The organism is Planktothrix agardhii (genome assembly GCF_904830935.1).
GTDB lineage: Bacteria > Cyanobacteriota > Cyanobacteriia > Cyanobacteriales > Microcoleaceae > Planktothrix > Planktothrix agardhii.
Genome location: NZ_LR882952.1, coordinates 195644 through 212922, shown reverse-complemented (window position 1 = coordinate 212922; position 17279 = coordinate 195644). Strand labels below are relative to the sequence as shown.

Annotated in this window: 21 protein-coding genes; 14 read left to right on the top strand and 7 right to left on the bottom strand. The window is 41.5% G+C overall.

Annotated features, from left to right (window positions below):
- Positions 1-11 precede the first annotated feature (11 nt).
- The 5 genes from hpsB (at position 12) to panD (ending at position 4012) form a co-directional block, all read left to right on the top strand.
- Positions 12-656, top strand: a complete 645-nt coding sequence (gene hpsB / locus NMG88_RS01005; RefSeq protein ID WP_254035020.1) for a hormogonium polysaccharide secretion pseudopilin HpsB — start codon at positions 12-14, stop codon at positions 654-656.
- A gap of 61 nt (positions 657-717) precedes the next feature.
- On the top strand, positions 718-1674 hold the full coding sequence (locus NMG88_RS01000; RefSeq protein ID WP_254035019.1) for a hypothetical protein: 957 nt from the start codon (positions 718-720) through the stop codon (positions 1672-1674).
- A 41-nt stretch (positions 1675-1715) separates the two neighbouring features.
- Complete coding sequence (locus tag NMG88_RS00995; RefSeq protein ID WP_254035018.1) at positions 1716-2330, top strand: type II secretion system protein; 615 nt, start codon at positions 1716-1718, stop codon at positions 2328-2330.
- A gap of 287 nt (positions 2331-2617) precedes the next feature.
- The gene (locus NMG88_RS00990; protein WP_254035017.1) at positions 2618-3286 is read left to right on the top strand and encodes a pilus assembly FimT family protein; all 669 of its coding nucleotides are present in this window, start codon (positions 2618-2620) and stop codon (positions 3284-3286) included.
- 300 nt (positions 3287-3586) lie between these two features.
- Entirely contained in the window at positions 3587-4012 is a 426-nt protein-coding gene (gene panD, locus NMG88_RS00985) for an aspartate 1-decarboxylase (RefSeq protein WP_227373518.1), read from the top strand.
- A gap of 107 nt (positions 4013-4119) precedes the next feature.
- Here panD and NMG88_RS00980 read toward each other — a convergent pair whose 3' ends face one another.
- Both NMG88_RS00980 and psbO read right to left on the bottom strand, forming a co-directional pair.
- Positions 4120-4893 (bottom strand): RNA polymerase sigma factor SigF, encoded by a 774-nt coding sequence (locus NMG88_RS00980; protein WP_027254885.1) that lies wholly within the window; start codon positions 4891-4893, stop codon positions 4120-4122.
- A 472-nt stretch (positions 4894-5365) separates the two neighbouring features.
- Positions 5366-6202 carry a photosystem II manganese-stabilizing polypeptide gene (psbO, locus tag NMG88_RS00975; protein ID WP_042156912.1) on the bottom strand — a complete coding sequence of 279 codons (837 nt, stop codon included), beginning with the start codon at positions 6200-6202 and terminating at the stop codon, positions 5366-5368.
- A 561-nt stretch (positions 6203-6763) separates the two neighbouring features.
- On the opposite strand from psbO, the gene NMG88_RS00970 reads away from it, so the two are divergent.
- The gene (locus NMG88_RS00970) at positions 6764-7123 is read left to right on the top strand and encodes a hypothetical protein (protein WP_036834084.1); all 360 of its coding nucleotides are present in this window, start codon (positions 6764-6766) and stop codon (positions 7121-7123) included.
- Between the two features lie 89 nt (positions 7124-7212).
- On the opposite strand, the gene NMG88_RS00965 is transcribed toward NMG88_RS00970, so the two are convergent.
- Positions 7213-7848, bottom strand: coding sequence for a phosphoribosylanthranilate isomerase (locus NMG88_RS00965; RefSeq protein ID WP_026787256.1), 636 nt, complete (start codon positions 7846-7848; stop codon positions 7213-7215).
- Between the two features lie 463 nt (positions 7849-8311).
- Here NMG88_RS00965 and psaK point away from each other — a divergent pair, with 463 nt between their 5' ends.
- Positions 8312-8572: a photosystem I reaction center subunit PsaK gene (gene psaK / locus NMG88_RS00960; protein ID WP_375295595.1), complete on the top strand. Its 261-nt coding sequence runs from the start codon at positions 8312-8314 to the stop codon at positions 8570-8572.
- Between the two features lie 78 nt (positions 8573-8650).
- Here psaK and NMG88_RS00955 read toward each other — a convergent pair whose 3' ends face one another.
- From NMG88_RS00955 to apcA, 4 genes are all read right to left on the bottom strand, one after another.
- Positions 8651-10735 carry a hypothetical protein gene (locus tag NMG88_RS00955; RefSeq protein ID WP_042156916.1) on the bottom strand — a complete coding sequence of 695 codons (2085 nt, stop codon included), beginning with the start codon at positions 10733-10735 and terminating at the stop codon, positions 8651-8653.
- A gap of 187 nt (positions 10736-10922) precedes the next feature.
- Positions 10923-11126 (bottom strand): phycobilisome linker polypeptide, encoded by a 204-nt coding sequence (locus tag NMG88_RS00950; protein WP_026787259.1) that lies wholly within the window; start codon positions 11124-11126, stop codon positions 10923-10925.
- 225 nt (positions 11127-11351) lie between these two features.
- A complete protein-coding gene (gene apcB, locus NMG88_RS00945; RefSeq protein ID WP_026787260.1) occupies positions 11352-11837 on the bottom strand; it encodes an allophycocyanin subunit beta in 486 nt (161 codons plus the stop codon).
- Between the two features lie 68 nt (positions 11838-11905).
- Positions 11906-12391 carry an allophycocyanin subunit alpha gene (gene apcA / locus NMG88_RS00940; RefSeq protein ID WP_042156917.1) on the bottom strand — a complete coding sequence of 162 codons (486 nt, stop codon included), beginning with the start codon at positions 12389-12391 and terminating at the stop codon, positions 11906-11908.
- Between the two features lie 707 nt (positions 12392-13098).
- Between apcA and NMG88_RS00935 the strand changes: the two genes are divergently transcribed.
- The 7 genes from NMG88_RS00935 (at position 13099) to NMG88_RS00905 (ending at position 17260) form a co-directional block, all read left to right on the top strand.
- A complete protein-coding gene (locus NMG88_RS00935) occupies positions 13099-13602 on the top strand; it encodes a thylakoid membrane photosystem I accumulation factor (RefSeq protein WP_233428016.1) in 504 nt (167 codons plus the stop codon).
- A 112-nt stretch (positions 13603-13714) separates the two neighbouring features.
- On the top strand, positions 13715-13906 hold the full coding sequence (locus NMG88_RS00930; RefSeq protein ID WP_026787263.1) for a DUF3285 domain-containing protein: 192 nt from the start codon (positions 13715-13717) through the stop codon (positions 13904-13906).
- Between the two features lie 31 nt (positions 13907-13937).
- Positions 13938-14492: an rRNA maturation RNase YbeY gene (gene ybeY, locus NMG88_RS00925; RefSeq protein ID WP_026793609.1), complete on the top strand. Its 555-nt coding sequence runs from the start codon at positions 13938-13940 to the stop codon at positions 14490-14492.
- A gap of 141 nt (positions 14493-14633) precedes the next feature.
- Positions 14634-15149: a diacylglycerol kinase gene (locus tag NMG88_RS00920; protein WP_042156920.1), complete on the top strand. Its 516-nt coding sequence runs from the start codon at positions 14634-14636 to the stop codon at positions 15147-15149.
- Positions 15150-15152: 3 nt separating this feature from the next.
- Positions 15153-15740, top strand: a complete 588-nt coding sequence (locus tag NMG88_RS00915) for an anthranilate synthase component II (protein ID WP_254035016.1) — start codon at positions 15153-15155, stop codon at positions 15738-15740.
- A 37-nt stretch (positions 15741-15777) separates the two neighbouring features.
- Positions 15778-16581, top strand: coding sequence for an MBL fold metallo-hydrolase (locus NMG88_RS00910; protein WP_235753221.1), 804 nt, complete (start codon positions 15778-15780; stop codon positions 16579-16581).
- A 124-nt stretch (positions 16582-16705) separates the two neighbouring features.
- Positions 16706-17260 carry a fasciclin domain-containing protein gene (locus tag NMG88_RS00905; protein ID WP_052369715.1) on the top strand — a complete coding sequence of 185 codons (555 nt, stop codon included), beginning with the start codon at positions 16706-16708 and terminating at the stop codon, positions 17258-17260.
- Positions 17261-17279: the final 19 nt, after the last annotated feature.

Here is a 17279-nt window from a genome sequence, read left to right as displayed (position 1 = left end):
AGGAAAAAGTCATGTTTTTAAAGCAACGCCCACTCAATCAACGCTCACCTTCTCAAGAAGGCTATACCATCCTTGAGGGACTAATGGCGGTAATTGTTGTATCAGTCATGTTGTTAGCAATTGGCCCCGTTATTGCCTTCTCTGTGGGGACTCGCGTGCAAGCCAAACGAGTTGAACTGGCAACTCAAGCGGGAAAAAGTTATATTGATTGGGTGAAAGCTGCTCCTGATGCCAATGCAATACAGGGAAGAGCACCCAAACAAACTGCAATTACCGCTCCAGCAACAGGTGATTTAACAAGTGATTGCACATCAAAAGATGGTTATTGTACAACAACCGATAAAAAATTGTACTGTGTAAATCTTGATGAAACAGCAGGGTGTCAAACAAATAGCCCTGTTGATATGGTGGTTCAACCTCTGATAACAAATGGTGATGCTACGAATCCACAAAAAGGTTATCAAATGACAGTGAGAGTTTACCGCGCTAACTCTTTTGCCCCTGGTGTAACGCTTCAGTCACCTACTAAGTCGGACAGCTTAACAACGAATGCGTTAGGTAATCGCGGTTTACCTTTAGTTATGATGAAAACTGAAGTTTTACCGTCAGATGCAACCTTTGAAAATCTTAGAGACCGACTACAGGGTACACCTTGACCGTAATATTTTAAGTCTAACTTAATTCACATACTTTTCTTAAGTTAATGGAGCAATAAAAATGAGTATCTTTCTAAAATTATTACTTAAACATCAAGTTAGGTCAAGTCCGGCAAAATTTGATCGAAACTATCAAGTCAAAGGCATGACAATGATAGAACTATTAGTCGGTACAATTATTGCTTTTATTGTGATCACTCCTTTGATGGGAATGGTCATTGGTCTATTAAACGATGATCAACGAGAAAGTGCTAAGGCAAACACCGAAGAAGAAATCCAATCTGCATTAGATTATATTGCAGAGGATGTTAGTCAAGCTCTCTATATTTACACGAACACAACATCAACTGATACAAAATTAAATAAGCAGATTGATAACCTTGAAAGTAACAACTTTTTACCGACTACGGGAACCCCTATTCTGGTGTTTTGGAAACGAAAATTAGTAGAAGATGCTGTTCCTGTAGATTATACTAAACTACCTAAAGACGAATGTACAACACCGGAGAAATGTAATGACACCTACGTTTTATCATTAGTCAGTTATCACTTACTTCCAGAAACAGATAAAACATCAATTTGGTGTCAACCTTCAGATCCAAAAAAACCTTGTCCTAGTCGAATAGTTCGATATGAAATTTCTGAGGGGTTAAAAAAACCTGATGATGGAACCTACTATACAAAAGCAGAACTTGGAACAAACCTTGAGAGCTATGCTCAGGAAAATAATAAAGCCTATAATTCTAATTTTAGTCTATCTAAACCCTTAGAAAATGTTACAAGCAAAACCGATTTTCCTAACTCACAAGTTTTAGTTAACTACATTGAAGAATTGGAACTAGATCCTAGTTCAACAAATAACTTAGCTAAATTAACAATTCAGGGAAATGCACTAAGACGTAATGATGCTGGAGCCGATTGTCCGACGGCTAATGCTAATATTGGTGTTAATAGTAATTCACCCTATTGTCCAAAATCATCAGTTCAATTGCGAGGATTAAGTGGTCTGGGAAATTAGAATTAACTCAAAAATTATTAAATAATCAAAAAGGATTAATTATGAAAAATCAACAAATATTAAATAGGCTGTTAATAAATCGGTTAAAAAAAAATCCCGTTCAATCTGATCAGGGATTTAGTCTGATTGAATTATTAGTTGTGATTTTAATGATTGGTATTCTAAGTGCGATCGCCGCCCCTAGTTGGCAAGCATTTACAACCGGACAACGAATTAAAAGTGTTAATAATCAGGTATCTCAAGCTATTAAAACTGCTCAAGCAGAAGCCAAGAGAAGTAAAGACGACTATATACTACAATTCGATCCCGCTAAAGATCCACCAAAGTATAGTATTTACAAAAAAGATACACCAGATGCTGGTAAACAATGGCAATCTTTGAGTCTTGATGGTGCAATTAAAGAGAATATGCTCAAAATTTATTCTCAAGCGAATGGAACAGTCAAAAATACAATTACTTTCGATTATCGAGGAACCGTTAAAGATCCAGCTTTGAAGCAAAGTACACCCCCTGTGAATACAGATGGTTTTAGCGTTGTTGTTTATCCTAAAGGTAGTCCAAATTCCCGAAACTGCATAATTGTACAAACGATTTTAGGAGCAACAAGAACAGCAGAAGGTACTGATGATGTGAAAGGTTGTCCAGAGCCCAAATAGTTGAAAGAATGCGATCGCGTAGCCGCCATCTTGCGGCATTGCAATTATAGTAATGGGCAAAAACTTACTTTTGTCTTTGTGGTTAAATTAGGCCCAATCCCTTTCAGGATAGCCACAAGAGCTACTATAACTCCGTAATATCCACAGATTGATTAAAATTTCAATGTTCAAAATAATTTTAAAAGATCCGTAATTCTCCCGTGGTCAAAGCCCCTGATTTTTTGCAGACTGGTAGTTAGGTTCGCTCAGAAAACATAACTACTTTAGTTAAAATCAGGTGTGCTAAAATGATCAATCAAAAAAAGACCAGCGATCGCTCCTTAACCTCCTCTAATAGCGGATTTACCCTAACTGAACAACTAATTATTATATTTATAATTGGTGTTCTGGGTGCCATTGCTATCCCCAGTTGGTTAGGTTTCATTTACCGCCATCGTCTCGCCACCTCCACAGGACAACTGCAATGGGCATTCAAAATGGCTCAAAGCGACGCCAAACGGGAAAAAACCGCATGGCAAGTCAGCATCCAAGAAACCCAAGAAACCCAACAAACCCCCAAAACGATTAAATTTGCCCTCCATCCCGCTAGTATCCCCCCAGTTCAACTCCCGGCTGGCAGTTGGCAAACCCTAGAACCCGGTATTATCATTGATGATAAACAACCCAACCCCAAGGGCAAACTCGAAACCAGCCTGCGTAAAATTAACCCAACCACCAACAAAGTCACCACATCAGGCACAATGTACCGCACCCTGTTCAACTACAAAGGCTGTCCCGTCTACTTCCCCAACGACGAATGCACCCAAACCAGTTTACAAGCGCTCGGAACCATCACCCTGAACCATCCCGACCTCGGCAACACCAAACGCTGCGTGATTATTTCCACCGTTCTCGGTGTGACCCGCATTGGAAAGGAAAACACCAAACCCAATACTAATGATCGCTATTGTTATTAACTAAACATCCCTGCCCCTAGCCCCCCGTGCACGGGAGGTTTGGGGGGGCTGTTCCCTGCTATAGTACCTGTGTAATCAAATTAAGCAATAATCTCATTGCTTTCATCCCAGACCAGATCCCCCTAAATCCCCCTTTTTAAGGGGGACTTATCAGAAAAATGGGTTAAAACCCCTAAGTTCTACTTAGGCTTTTTGATGTCACTATCCTAGATATCGGGGCGGGTACAGGTATTCTGATTTTCTAAAAACTCTAATTGTACAAATAAATCAAAAAGGAAAATAATGGGTATAATCAAACTAATGCACGCAAAACTTCATCGGGTCAGGGTTACAGAGGCAAAGCGTGACTATGTTGGTAGTTTAACCATAGACTCAGACTTGTTAGAAAAGGTAGGAATGTTACCTTTAGAAGAAGTACAAATCGTCAATATCAATAATGGCAACCGTTGGTCAACCTATGTTTTACCAGGTGAAGCAGGTTCTGGCATAGTTTGTCCAAATGGTGGGGCAGCACTGCTATGTCAGAAAGATGATCTACTAATTATTTGGGCAAATGAACAATGCGATCGCTCCGAAATCTTAAAAAATGGACACGAAGCGAAAATAATCGTGGCTGATGAAAATAATCATTGTCAAGAACTTCTCTATCAAACTCTAACTCCAAATCAAGGAAGTGTTGAATTTCACTCTTTGCCAGGAATTCCAGAAGGTCACACATCGTCATGATCCGCAAACCCCGTAACTACAGTAACCAATTTGCCCATAAATTTCAGGTACATTCAGTTGACACTCTCACCTTTATACGGTGAGAGTGTCAATTCCCAAAAACTCAACTACTCACCACCAGACATCATTTTCTGCAAAGAACTTAACCCTTTTTTCACCCGACGGGAAACCGTCACCGAACTAATACCCAAACGTTCGGCCGTTTCCTTCTGGGTTAAATCATACAGAAACACAAACTCCAAAACCTTACGGGTTCCGTCCTCTAATTTAGCCAAAGCCTGCTGGACACGAATTTGATCCTCCTGCGCCAACTGAAAACTCCGATAACGACCATCGGGAACTAATTCCCCCAAACAGGTCGCTCCATCTTCCCCATCCATAATCGGAGCATCCAAACTCAGCATAGAACGGTTGCTATTAGCTAACCTAACCTCATTCCACTCATTCACAGAAATTCCCAAAACCTCCGCCACTTCCCCATCCGTGGGCGGGCGCTTGAGTTCTAACTGAAGTTGTTGAATTACCTTCACAGATTGCCGTTGTAAGGTCAACCATTGACGGGGAACCCGCAACGACGGGCTTTTATCCCTTAAATAGTGTTGAATTTCCCCCCGAATATAGGGAATCGCAAAAGAACTAAAGGCATGACCTTTCGACAGGTCAAATCGCTCAATTGCACGAATTAAGCCAATACAACCGACTTGAAGTAAATCTTCATAACTTTCCGTACATTGGTTCACCCAATGGTGTACCTCCTTACGCACCAATCCAATATTTAACTGAACAATCCGGTTACGGATATCCTTGGAAGCAGACTGTTGATATTGGTGTAACAGTTCTAAACTTTCTCCCCTAGGGTAATTGACAACTTGAGTAGGCATGACAATATCCTGCGTTGGTAGGGCTGGCTAATAAGTTCCGTATCAATCTTGACCACACTAGGCTTTAATGGCATGGGAGGTTAGAGGGTTAGCCCCAACACAGGGGGGACTCTGAACCTATATTTAATAGTCAATGTGAGGTCGCTGAAGCACTAAACGAGGACTTTTAAGCCATCGGCTAGAAGCCTAGCTTTAGCAAATTTATATACACTATTATGGCTAATAACATATTATTGTAGCCCAACTTGCCGGGTTAACGCAAGATATTTAGAAAAATTTGATTAATATTTCCTGAAATTGGGAATTATAAATACTCACTTGGCGAAAAACTTTTGTGTTAATTCAGGAAGGCTGAGGGCTGAACCCTTACCTACCACCAATCAGTGATTAAGTCCACAAACCGGAGACAGGCAACTGTTGATCCCCCATTCTTCCTGGATCAAATCAGGACTTAATTCAAGGATAGATCAGCTTAGGAAGCAGTTTCAATCCGACCATAGAAAACACCCCGAACTTTCACAGCCAAGGATTCCTTCGCACCCAAATCATCATCAGAAGGCTGTTCACTTTCAAAAATTCCAGCCACCTCTCCGGTTTCGCCGTCAATTTTAGAAACTTGTAAAGAAATCTGACCCGCTTTAACTTTGGTATCTGCTAACTTGACATTAGCAGTGCTTAAATCGGCTCCATCGGCGGTTGCAGGTAAAGCAACGGCGTTGTCATAGCCAGCATTCACCCCACGGGCTTTAGGATCTAAGAAATTAGCACCTCGATAGGAAGGAACGTTAAAATCCCCGCGTAAATCGGTAGAAGTGTTGATACTGGATAATCCCGGTTGGGAACTCGCCACTAACCCTTTAACCGTGAACAAGAAAGGAACTTCTTCACCACCGGGTAATAAAACCGTAATCGGTTGGAAATCTATCCCATCTTTTTCTTCAAAGGTGAGTTTACCATCGGAACCCACCAGCAGGTTACCCCCAATTTGATCTAAGCTATAGGTGAATCGGGTTAATAAACGACCCGGAACAAATTCAGCTTCTTTGCGTTTGTTGGTAGATTCTTGCTTGACAAAATAGCTGGTGGGTTGCAGACACAAACCACTGATACTGTAGGACTTACCACCATCAATCGCAATAGAACCCCGGGCTGTTTCGGGTAAAGTCGGACAGTTCACAGCTAATCCTGTATTTCTAATGTCATCATAGGTCAGTAGCTTCGGATCTTTAGCCTCTGGGCCATCAGAACAAGCTGTAAGTACAGTTAAACAGATTGCTAATAGTGCAGCAACCAAAGCGCGATATCTCATTGTCAACCTCAAATATGCAAAATTGATATTTGATACTCCCCAGGGCTGAAGCCACGGGGATTCTTGAATGAATCCGAAAACTCTCAAAGGCGCTATCAAATCACCTCTACACGCTCAAAACAACTACCCTTATAAAAGATATTGCAATTGCGCTTACTTTTAGATCAGGAAATATTGAAGGCGGTTGAAACCGCAGCCACTTTCCTCCCCATGTCTAAAGCCAGGGGCTTCTCGCTCGTTTTTTGGTGAAATTAGGTTTGTGGCGAAGAAAATCGTTGTTGGCGACCTAGCCACAAGTCTTAACACTTCTAGGGTTGCGTTCTCGAACTCCTCGGTACAAAGACGGGAGGAATTTTGTTTCAACGGAGTTGTTCACGTTGAATCACCGGAGCTATTTGGTAGCTGAATCTTAACCCAATAGTGATTCTACACCATACCCGTACAAGGCTCGTGACTGTTTTTCTGACGAAGTACAAATTTTTCAACGATAAGTTAAACTAATTAAGTTAATTTATTGAGCGCCCTCTCTCATTAGGTTTTTGGCAATGATAGATTTCAATTATGGACAATTCCACTGAATTTGATTCACAAGCTCGGTCAACTCAGCTTGAATTTCTGGCAGAAAAGGTTTTAACCTTAGCCACAACCGCCGAAGGAAACCCTCTGGAAATTTTAGCGGTACTGAGAATTTTAGAACAGTTACACCAGAACATCCGAGAAAGTTTATTTCAGCAATCTTTACCCGATAGTCGTCAAAAACTCTATCATTTATTACGAGAAATTGAATCTAAAGGGGGTTGGCCTTATATTCCTCGGAGTTCTCTCAAATCTATGATGGAAAATTTACATCGGGAATTTCCAGAAGTTACATTAGAGGAGGAAGTTGATCCAGATGGGGAGGGTAACAAAAATCAGGATTAAGTTCAGAATAAATTTAAGGAGTTGGCGGCGATGAATCACTCATCAAAGTTTTAAGCCAGGGTTAAAACTACCATCAATTCAATGATTATTTAAGAATAAAAATCCGTGAGAACTTGAAATAATTGACTCACTTTTGCTAAATCTTTATCACCAGCAGAACGTTCAACCCCACTAGAGAGATCAATACCATCGGGCTGTAACTGTTGCAATGCTTCCCCAATATTATCCGGGGTTAATCCTCCGGCTAAAAACCAGGAACAGGGGGGGGAAAATGGTTTCAAAATTTGCCAGTCTAACCTTTGACCTGTCCCTCCCAACTGTTGCGGATGATAAGCATCTAATAATAGCGAATCAATATAATTAAAATAGTCTTGAGCTTGAATTAAAGTCGCTGGGGATTTAACCCGTAGGGCTTTAATCAGTTCTGTATCAGGAAGGATTTGACGCAGGCGATCGCAAAAATCAGGAGATTCATCCCCATGAAGTTGTACACCAGTTAATCCCGTTTCCCTGACCGTTTGATAAATTTCCTCCACACTCACATTAGCAAATACACCAATAGTTTGAATCGAGTTGGGTAAATTCTCTAAAATCCTGCGAATTTGCTCCGACGTGGCATAACGAGGGGAGCACCGAACACAAATAAATCCTAACATTGTCGCCCCCATTTGGGCGATCGCACAACCCTGATCCGGTCGAGTAATTCCACAAATTTTAATTCGCATTGATGGTCTTGAAGTTGAGTTTAAAGTCTGATTCACAGCAGACAATTCTGATCAAAATTTTACAATAACCGTATTCAAAGCCCACGTCTTTCAAGCGTGGGATGTAGAATACCCGCCTAAAGGCGGAGTGAAGGTTAATGAGAGTTTTGGTTAGCAATATATTTCTTGATAGTTTCACTCTTATACAGAGCCAGCCGTCCCACAATAATAGCTCCGACTCCACAAAGAAGGTAGTTTAAGCAAATACTGATGTGTTTTTTCTTTTGTATTGATTTTCTGTCATTACTTCACCGTCTGGGTTCTAAGATCCGTCTGGTGTCCTAACTGCCTTGGCGCTTGCTATATATTAACTTTTTCAACAAATTGGTAATTTTTAGCGTTGGGTTTCTATAATCAACCGTTGAAATTAAAAAAATCGTAAATTGCTCAGGAGAATAGAAACTTGATTTACACTTCCCTACTGATGTCAATACAAAACAATGTTCCCACCACCGTGAGTTGGTCTCCGAGTGTAGCCATTGTGATGATTATCTCAAACCTATTGGCAATTTTCATCGGTTTCTATGCCATTTCTAAAGAAAATCGTGGCAAAGGGCCGAGTTTACCCGGTTTACCCCGGATGTTTACCGGGTTTGGATTTCCTGAATTATTAGCGACTGCTAGTTTTGGACATATTTTAGGGGCTGGGGTAATTTTAGCCCTGGGTAACGCGGGAGTTATTTAGGAAAAGTTCTCATCCCTTGTAGAGACGTACCCTAGCGCAGCGATGCCGTAGGCTATTGGCGCGTCTCCACTACACTGATTAATGAATGGGTAAAGAAGGCCCTGGAGGGGGATTAACGGAACCTTCAATCGTGATTTTATTGCTTTCTCGTTGGGTTTGCATTTCCACTGCGATCGCTTCAAATAAAACTTCCAAACTACTGTAAGGAATCTCTAAATCAAGGGTTGTTTCAATTTGATCAAATCCATTCGGTGAAAATTCCGTTAACCAACGAGGGCCATCAACAACAGTGCGAGTTTGCCGATCAAACAGCCAAACCTTGACATAAATTCGGGGTAAACCATCGGGAAGTCTTACCCTCAGTTTAACTAACCTTCCAGCAATAATTTCCGTTGATAAGACTTCAATTTGGGGATCAGGAACCAGTTGATCTTCAGGTAAAACATAAGAAATTGGTTGATTTGTCGCCGGGGCTTCAGGTTTACTTCCCTTGATCTGTTTACGCCGAGGAAAAAATGCTCCAGGGGATTCTAAAGGTTCATCATCCACTACAATTTCCTCTAATTCTTCCTGGGCATTGATTACTTCTGGGTGTGGCAAAGGTGCTGTATCCGATGATGTTGGTTCAGAACGTTTAACAATATTACTAGCAGCATTAAAAGGAATCTCAGGTAGGGGATTAACATTCGCCCGCTTCACCCATTGCGACCATTCTTGATCACCCGCTAAAGCATTCAACCGTGACCAAAACCGATTATTCAAATCTAACGCTTGAAAGGCTTCTTGAACTTCTGGATCGGATTTCGGTTTAGCTATTGGTTCAATTTTTTCAATCCCATCTGTCGCCGGGATTAATTCCGATGATTCTCCTACTAATAGCGGTGAAATTGAAGTTGATATATCTGTATAATTCGATTCCCAAGAGTTAACAACCGTCGATGAATCCTGATCCTCAGACGATACAACACTTTGATCCGGTTTTGGTGCAGGTTTAACTTCCCCAGTTGTGGAACTAGAGCCGAATATTGGCAAATCTAGGGATGTAGGAGATCGAGATTCCCAGCTAGAATTATTCAGTTTGGGAGGAAGCACCGTAGTCGTTTCCGTGGTTAAAACTTCAGCCCTGTTAGTGGTATCGGTCAGGTCAGGTAATTCCAGAACTCCCATATCCAAATTAGCAAGGTCGGGGAAGTCATCTTGATCCAATTCTGGACTAAAACCCTGATCTATAGCTTCTAAAAGATGTTCAACCTGGGTAACAACATTAAAGGATTGAGTCGTCACCAAAGCCCCATCATGAGAAAAAATCACTTCCCCTAAAATTAAACGGGTTTTACATTCAAAGGGAATATAAACCACACCGGAAAAAAATAGCGGGAAGTCGCAGGAAGAAAGGGTTTGGTTAACCTCAAATAAGGGTTCTGAGCTTTGGGGGTCGCGTAAGCGAAATTGCAATTGTCCGTCAGTCAGAATTGGGTAAGTAGAAGATGGGTTAGGGGTTGGCAATTCCACCCGTCCCGAAACAACTAAGGCTTCTCCTAAACGGCCAACAAAGGTATCTTGTTCTAGGAAGATATGCAGAGAATTGAGTAACGTTTCTAGCGGATCAAGGGGTTGTGGGGATGCTTCGGGAGTCTCCAGAACCGAAAGTGGTGGCCGAGTCGGTTCAGGCACAACATAGAGGCGATCGGTTGGGAACTGTACAACCTTAGAAGACTGATCCGTTTGCGGTTCAACAGTCGGGGGCTCTGGGGAGGTAATATCAGCCGTCGGTGGTTCCGTATCCCCAAAAAATTGATCAAATTCTTCTGCTTCCGAGTGGAGAACCCTTAATTGTATGGTTTTTTTACCCACGGTTGCTAATAACCCAGACGTCAGTTGAGGCGCACAAGAAAATTGCCAATTCCCAGGTTTCAGGGAAGTATAAGGCATAACCACCATCAAACCCTCGGCATTTGTGGTTAGTGTCCGAGTTTGAACCTGTTGGACAGGTGGAACCGCATCAAAATCTTGATAAATAATCCGAACATCAATTGAAGTGTTTTTATATCCAGACCGGGCTACCATCCGGTAGCGTCCTTCTAAAATCTCAACATCCGGGGATTCTAAGGTCAACCAACTATTGTCCCCTTCTTTTTGCAGTAAAAATTCCCAACTTGCCATTTCCCGCCTCTATATTAGGTGGTTTTTCGTTTCTCCAATATGATAGCGGAATTGGATGGCAGCAAAACAGCAGGAGGCAGGAGGCAGGAGGCAGGAAGAATTAAGAATCAAGAATCAAGAATTAAGAATTAATCTTTTTTCTTTTTTTCGGTGTTCTTTCTACCTTCTGTCCCCAGCCTCCTGTCTTCTACAGCAATCCGGCGTTAGTTCCGGGCTTGCCCGTTGCCAGTTCCACTTTGACAATTTTACCGCCCATTTTCATGATCCGTTGTTGTTCTTTAAACCAACTGTCATAGGGAACTAACTTAGTAAAGTAGGTATTTTGTAATTCCCGTTGGGTACGAATCCGGCTTTGGCTTGGAACACAAGCTGTTACTTTAAACATCCGCATGAGGTTCGTCTCTCCTAGGCAAATTTAACAAGTTTTACATCAATTTTAAAATGATCAAAGGCCGGGAGTCGGGAGTCAATCCTAGCTCGCTAAAGCTTATCACCGAAAACAGACAAGCCTTTGGCGGTCTAGCATTCACTCCAGACTTCCCTGGCCTTGAAGGTCGTTTAGATTGGGGATGGGGAATCAAACTGAGTGACTACCCTCACAAACCTAACCTTGGTTTTAGCTTAAGCCAGAGGAGATATAGTCTAAGTAAATACCCATTTCTTTGCCAGCATCAGCACCCACTAAACTAGCGGTAACTTCTTTGATGGCTTGGATGGCTTGCACGGTAGAACCGATGGGAACACCCAGGGAGTTATAGGTTTCTTTCAAACCGTTGAGAACACGCTCATCGAGAATGGAAGGATCGCCAGCTAACATAGCATAGGTGGCATAACGCAGGTAGTAGTCTAAGTCGCGGATGCAAGCAGCATAGCGACGGGTGGTGTACATATTGCCACCGGGACGAGTCACGTCAGAATACAGCAGGGATTTGGCTACTGCTTCTTTGACGATGCTGGCTGCATTAGCACTAATGGTTGAAGCAGCACGAACCCGCAGTTCGCCGGTGGCGAAGTAAGCTTTTAACTTTTGCAGGGAGTTGGCATCCAGGTACTTACCCTGAACGTCAGCAGAATTAATTACGGAAGTAATGGCGTCTTGCATGATTGTTCTATTTCCTTGTAGTCGCTGAATCTAGGAATCGTTTAAAAAATGTGATAAGGCGATCGGACTTATGAGAGCGCACCGATCACATAGTCGAAGTAAGCTGCGGCTTCGGCTGCATCTTCACCAGATAACAGACCTGTAGCAACACTCTTCAGCGCACGAATTCCTTCGGCAACGGCTTCAACGGGAGTACCCAGAGATTTGTACATTTCCCGAGCGCCAACAATCCCAATTTCTTCGATGGGGGTAATATCACCCGCAACGACTCCATAGGTGACCAGACGCAGGTAGTAGTCAAGGTCGCGTAAGCAGGTAGCGGTCATTTCCGGGCCATAGGCGTTACCAGCAGGGGAGACCACGTCAGGGCGTTTCTGAAACAATTGGTTTCCAGCTTCTTTGATGATCCGCTCACGGGCACCGCTGACTGTTTCGGCGATACGAATGCGAGTTGCACCAGAGATAACAAAGGCTTTGATCCGGTCTAACTCACCAGGGCTGAGGTAACGCGCTTCGGCGTCGGCATTAACAATGGATTTTGTGACGATACTCATTTTCTACAAAAGCGTTTAGCTAACGTTTTCCTGATTGACGCTCTCCCGAAACCCATTAACTGAGTCGGAGAGCCTCATCGTTACCGATGAGCGTTCGGTGCTGGTTCAGATACAGTCTGGGTCAGGTGATGACATAGAGTGCATCTGTGTTTTTGATCCGCAATCAAATCTATCGGTTTGAGATTTCTACTGCTTCACTTCTTGCTGCTTTGTACCCTCAAAAATTTTTGAGATTTTTAGGGGACAATCCACAAGTTCGACATCCTCCACTGGCTTTTAGGCAATGGATTCCCAAACTGCTCCCCTTGGGGCTACAGTCGATGGGGTAACTAGCTTTGGACATTAATTTGCCCAACACCGTCACTACCTATCGCTTGTATTTTCAGGCATGGAGTACACATTCTGAGCGATATTGTAATAGTTTTTAACATTACCACCGAAATCGCGGGTTGACCGTTGAGGTGTTGACAGTTGAAATATTAATGTTTTAGAACCGATATCAAGCTCGTTTTCCCCTGCCTTCACTGGGGTAAAGTAAACCCAAAAATGTAACAATAGATTCTGTTTAGAATCTCAATGGCTTTCCCCATAATATGCGTTTAACTCGATGGCATTCTCCCCAGTTCAATGTCCGGCAACCTTGCTTTCAGGGTTTTAGGGGTTTCAAAACCCTGCTGACTACCTTGGTGATCATTTGTGTATTCTTTTTGACCATTACTCCTTCGGCATTAGCGGGTTTGGATGATGATCGCTTTGATGGTAATATTTTTGCGCTGTATGCTGGGAATGGTTCCTTGGTTCCCCCTAGAGTCACCTTAACAGAATCCATGAACCAAGGTAGACCCTCATTATTAGTATTCTTTTTGGATGATAGTAAAGATTGTAAAAAATTTGTCACCACAGTATCAGAACTTCAGCGTTTTTACGGAAGAGAGGCAGACTTTATTCCGGTAAATGTTGATACCCTATTACCCGATGCCAAAAATTCCCCCCAGGAACCGGGTTATTATTACAAAGGCTATGTTCCCCAAACCGTATTAATTAACCAGTCGGGGAAAATCGTTTTAGATAAACCGGGACAGGTTTCCTTTGAAACCGTTGATGATGGGTTTCGCCAAGTCTTTGATTTATTGCCTCGTAATGAATCCGTGGAATTACGGCGTCGTTCCTTCAATGAATTTAACACGGAGTTAGTTCCAACCCAGAAGTAAATATCTGCGGGAGATGACCGAATATAGATTCGACCGGGCGATCGCTTCATAAAATGTAACATTTTTGTTATGATCGATTCAGTCGGCCTACTTTCCCATCCTCATCGCCTAAATGAATACCCCATCTTCCCCCTCTACCCCAGAACTAGAACCCCAAGTTAAACCCAACGAACCCAAACCCAGCTATGTTAAATTAGCGATGCGGAATATGGTTCGCAAGGGCGGAAAATCCCTATTTCACTTTGCCTTAACCACAGTGGGTTTAGTCGGATTTCTAGTTGGAATGGCTTATCTAACCCGCTAAATCCTTTAAATTCTGATTAGATTTTTTATTAATGACTGTACAGGTTGAAGTTAGTATACAAGACTGTTTTTGGGAGCAGTTAGAAAACTCGGAAAATAACACCATTCCCAATGATGCGCTAGAGTCTTCTCCCCGGGAAATTGACTGTCCCTTGACTATCACAGAATGGGAATATTGGTTCCAAAGTTGGTTAAATTATTTAGAGTCCTATCTACCATTGGCATCCAGTTACGAGTTAAGTTTACGTCTAACTGATGATCATGAAATTAAACTCTTAAATACTCAGTATCGTTCTCAAGATAAACCAACCGATGTGTTAGCCTTTGCTACATTAGAGGTCGATTGTCCCCAACCTCCAGAAGAATTTTCTGCTGAATCGCTGTATCTTGGTGATATTGTAATTTCGGTGGAAACTGCTAACTTTCAAGCTCAACAACAAGGGCATTCCCTAAAAATCGAGCTAGGATGGTTAGCAACTCACGGTTTACTACATCTTTTAGGTTGGGATCATCCCGATGATCAAAGTTTAACCGAAATGTTGGAGCAACAACGGGTACTACTAGAAATAGTTAATTTAGGAGTTTAACAGGTGAGTTAGATTAATCCAAAATAGCCATAAATTCTAGTAACTCAATAAACAAATTATCAAGAAAACTGTGATAAATTGCTTCCTATAACAGACCTAAAACTGCTGGTAGTGAAAACGTATTCAGCGAAGGACTTAGAAATGAATGTAGAAAAACCCTCTCTTTCAACATTTCCTACACCGTCAATTCCTATTCCTCAAACAACAACTTTATCTAAGTCTAATCTTTCCGGGACTATGGGTAAAAAATATGACCGAGAATTATCGTGGAAAATCGCTTCTAATTTATTAGTTAGCTTTAAATATGCTTGGACAGGAATTAGTTATACCTTTATAACCCAACGAAACTTTCGGATTCATACTATCATAGGAACCCTAGCAATTGGCTTGGGTCTTTTTTTGCAGTTAACCCGGGTGGAAATCGCAATTATTGGCCTGACTATCGGTGCGGTGATGACCATGGAATTATTGAACACAGCCATAGAATCGGTGGTTGACTTAAGCGTTGGTCAGTCTTACCATGATTTAGCCAGAATTGCGAAGGATTGTGCGGCGGCGGCGGTTTTAATTTCCGCTTTCGTGGCATTATTGGTAGCGGGAATCTTGCTTTTACCTCCTCTGTTCACCTGGATTCAAGTTATAGTTTCAGGAGTTTAACCCTTGATTATTGTTATTGATAATTACGATAGTTTCACATACAATATTGTTCAATATTTAGGAGAACTAGGGCAAGAATTACCCATTGCTGCTGAAGTTCAGGTATTTAGAAATGATCGGATTTCCCTAGAAGAAATTCGTCAAATGAAACCCGACGCCGTGGTAATTTCTCCAGGGCCAGGTCGTCCCGAAGATGCTGGAATTTCCCTAGAATTAATTAGAGAATTGGGGCCGACTTTACCCATTTTAGGAGTATGTTTAGGTCATCAAAGTATTGGCCAGGTGTTTGGGGGAAATATTATTTCGGCACCGGAATTAATGCACGGAAAAACATCTCCTATCCATCATACAGGCGTTGGTGTGTTTAAAAATTTAGAGAATCCATTAACAGCAACTCGCTATCATAGTTTAGTGATTGGACGAGAAACCTGTCCCGATATTTTAGAGATTACCGGATGGGTAGAAGATGGGACAATTATGGGGGTTCGTCATCGGGACTATCCCCACATTCAAGGGGTACAATTTCACCCAGAAAGCGTTTTGACCCAGAATGGTAAACAACTTCTAAGAAACTTCCTAGAACGAATATAATTGTCATTTAATCTATTGATACGTCAACCTAAATAATATGAAACGGCGAAAATTAATTCAATTAACAACTACAACACTATTAACCACCTTAGCGACTGGGTTAACGTCTCAATGGCAAAATTCTTGGGCACAATCTACTTCTGAAAATACCTTAACTGTAAAATCGTTAGGACATACTTCTTTTTTATTTACCGGAGGAGGATTAAGAATTTTAGTTAATCCTTTTCGCCCAATTGGATGTACCGCAGGTTATCGAAATCCCCAACAAGTTCAAACCGATTTAATCTTAATTAGTAGCCGTCTTTTAGATGAGGGTGTGACCGAAGGATTTACAGGAAATCCATCCTTATTATATGAACCCGGGGTTTATCAATTTAATGGTAATCAAATTCAAGGAATTCGTACCATTAAAGATAGATTGAATGGCCGACAATTTGGGGTAAATGTAGCTTGGTTGTGGAAACAAGCGGGAATTAAAATTTTACATTTAGGTGGATTAGCTGGGCCATTGGGAATGGAAGAACGGATTTTAATTGGTCGTCCAGATTTAATGTTGATTCCGGTGGGAGGTGGGGCGAAATCCTATACTCCAGAAGAAGCCAGAAAGACGATTGAATTTCTCAACCCTAAAATTGTTATCCCCACCCATTATCGCACCTTGGCGGCGGATGTAACGGCCTGTGATATCGAACCTGTGGATAATTTTTTATCCGTAATGGCGGGAACATCAATACAAATTAAACAAACCGATACACTGAGATTAACCGCAGATGATTTACCGAAACAAGGGCCGATAATTAACGTCTTAAGTTATAACTTTGATGTAACTCCTAAAAGTTAACTGAAAGTTCCCTTAATAATTTTGACTGTCTATCCCCTTTTAAAAAAATAGATTCTTATTCCTTTTGATATAGGGCAAAATAGACAGTTAAGGTTAGTATCCCTATTGATGTTTTATAACTATTATGACCATTCAAAATCACTCGCAAAAATTAATCGCTGGGTTTGTAGGTATTGTTGGGTTGACGCTATTCGGGATTTTACCCGTTCAAGCTCAACTGCATAATTACACCTTAATAAACTCAACCCAAATTACTCAAATTCCGGCTACAACTTCCCTGGATATTATTGATACTATTGTTAGCGCGGGTGAATTTAGAATTCTAACCCAAGCTTTACAAGCGGCGGACTTAGTTGATGCGATTAAAGCAGAAGGGCCATTTACCCTATTTGCACCAACAGATAAAGCCTTTTCCGAACTTCCCCCAGGAGTTTTAGAAAACTTACTGAAACCGGAAAATAAAGCCCAATTAGTTAAAATTCTAACCTATCATATTGTGCCTGGAAATGTATTATCAACTGACCTAAAATCTGGAGAAGTCAAAACCTTAGAAGGAGATACGATTAATATTCAAGTAGGTTCATCGGTAAAAGTTGATAAAGCAACGGTAATTAAAGCCGATGTTCCTGCTAGAAATGGTGTAATTCATGTAATTGATGCGGTGATTTTACCTGAATAATTTTAATTATTTCAAGAGG

Bases quoted from the DNA above. Each gene is read 5' to 3' on its own strand.
- NMG88_RS00930 (WP_026787263.1), top strand. From the start codon at position 13,715: ATGAATACCCCATCTTCCCCCTCTACCCCAGAACTAGAACCCCAAGTT.
- NMG88_RS00955 (WP_042156916.1), bottom strand. From the start codon at position 10,735: ATGGCAAGTTGGGAATTTTTACTGCAAAAAGAAGGGGACAATAGTTGG.
- psaK (WP_375295595.1), top strand. From the start codon at position 8,312: ATGTCAATACAAAACAATGTTCCCACCACCGTGAGTTGGTCTCCGAGT.
- ybeY (WP_026793609.1), top strand. From the start codon at position 13,938: ATGACTGTACAGGTTGAAGTTAGTATACAAGACTGTTTTTGGGAGCAG.
- NMG88_RS00920 (WP_042156920.1), top strand. From the start codon at position 14,634: ATGAATGTAGAAAAACCCTCTCTTTCAACATTTCCTACACCGTCAATT.
- NMG88_RS00905 (WP_052369715.1), top strand. From the start codon at position 16,706: ATGACCATTCAAAATCACTCGCAAAAATTAATCGCTGGGTTTGTAGGT.
- NMG88_RS00950 (WP_026787259.1), bottom strand. From the start codon at position 11,126: ATGCGGATGTTTAAAGTAACAGCTTGTGTTCCAAGCCAAAGCCGGATT.
- NMG88_RS00980 (WP_027254885.1), bottom strand. From the start codon at position 4,893: ATGCCTACTCAAGTTGTCAATTACCCTAGGGGAGAAAGTTTAGAACTG.
- NMG88_RS00990 (WP_254035017.1), top strand. From the start codon at position 2,618: ATGATCAATCAAAAAAAGACCAGCGATCGCTCCTTAACCTCCTCTAAT.
- hpsB (WP_254035020.1), top strand. From the start codon at position 12: ATGTTTTTAAAGCAACGCCCACTCAATCAACGCTCACCTTCTCAAGAA.
- NMG88_RS00910 (WP_235753221.1), top strand. From the start codon at position 15,778: ATGAAACGGCGAAAATTAATTCAATTAACAACTACAACACTATTAACC.
- panD (WP_227373518.1), top strand. From the start codon at position 3,587: ATGCACGCAAAACTTCATCGGGTCAGGGTTACAGAGGCAAAGCGTGAC.
- apcA (WP_042156917.1), bottom strand. From the start codon at position 12,391: ATGAGTATCGTCACAAAATCCATTGTTAATGCCGACGCCGAAGCGCGT.
- NMG88_RS00995 (WP_254035018.1), top strand. From the start codon at position 1,716: ATGAAAAATCAACAAATATTAAATAGGCTGTTAATAAATCGGTTAAAA.
- NMG88_RS00970 (WP_036834084.1), top strand. From the start codon at position 6,764: ATGGACAATTCCACTGAATTTGATTCACAAGCTCGGTCAACTCAGCTT.
- NMG88_RS01000 (WP_254035019.1), top strand. From the start codon at position 718: ATGAGTATCTTTCTAAAATTATTACTTAAACATCAAGTTAGGTCAAGT.
- NMG88_RS00965 (WP_026787256.1), bottom strand. From the start codon at position 7,848: ATGCGAATTAAAATTTGTGGAATTACTCGACCGGATCAGGGTTGTGCG.
- apcB (WP_026787260.1), bottom strand. From the start codon at position 11,837: ATGCAAGACGCCATTACTTCCGTAATTAATTCTGCTGACGTTCAGGGT.
- psbO (WP_042156912.1), bottom strand. From the start codon at position 6,202: ATGAGATATCGCGCTTTGGTTGCTGCACTATTAGCAATCTGTTTAACT.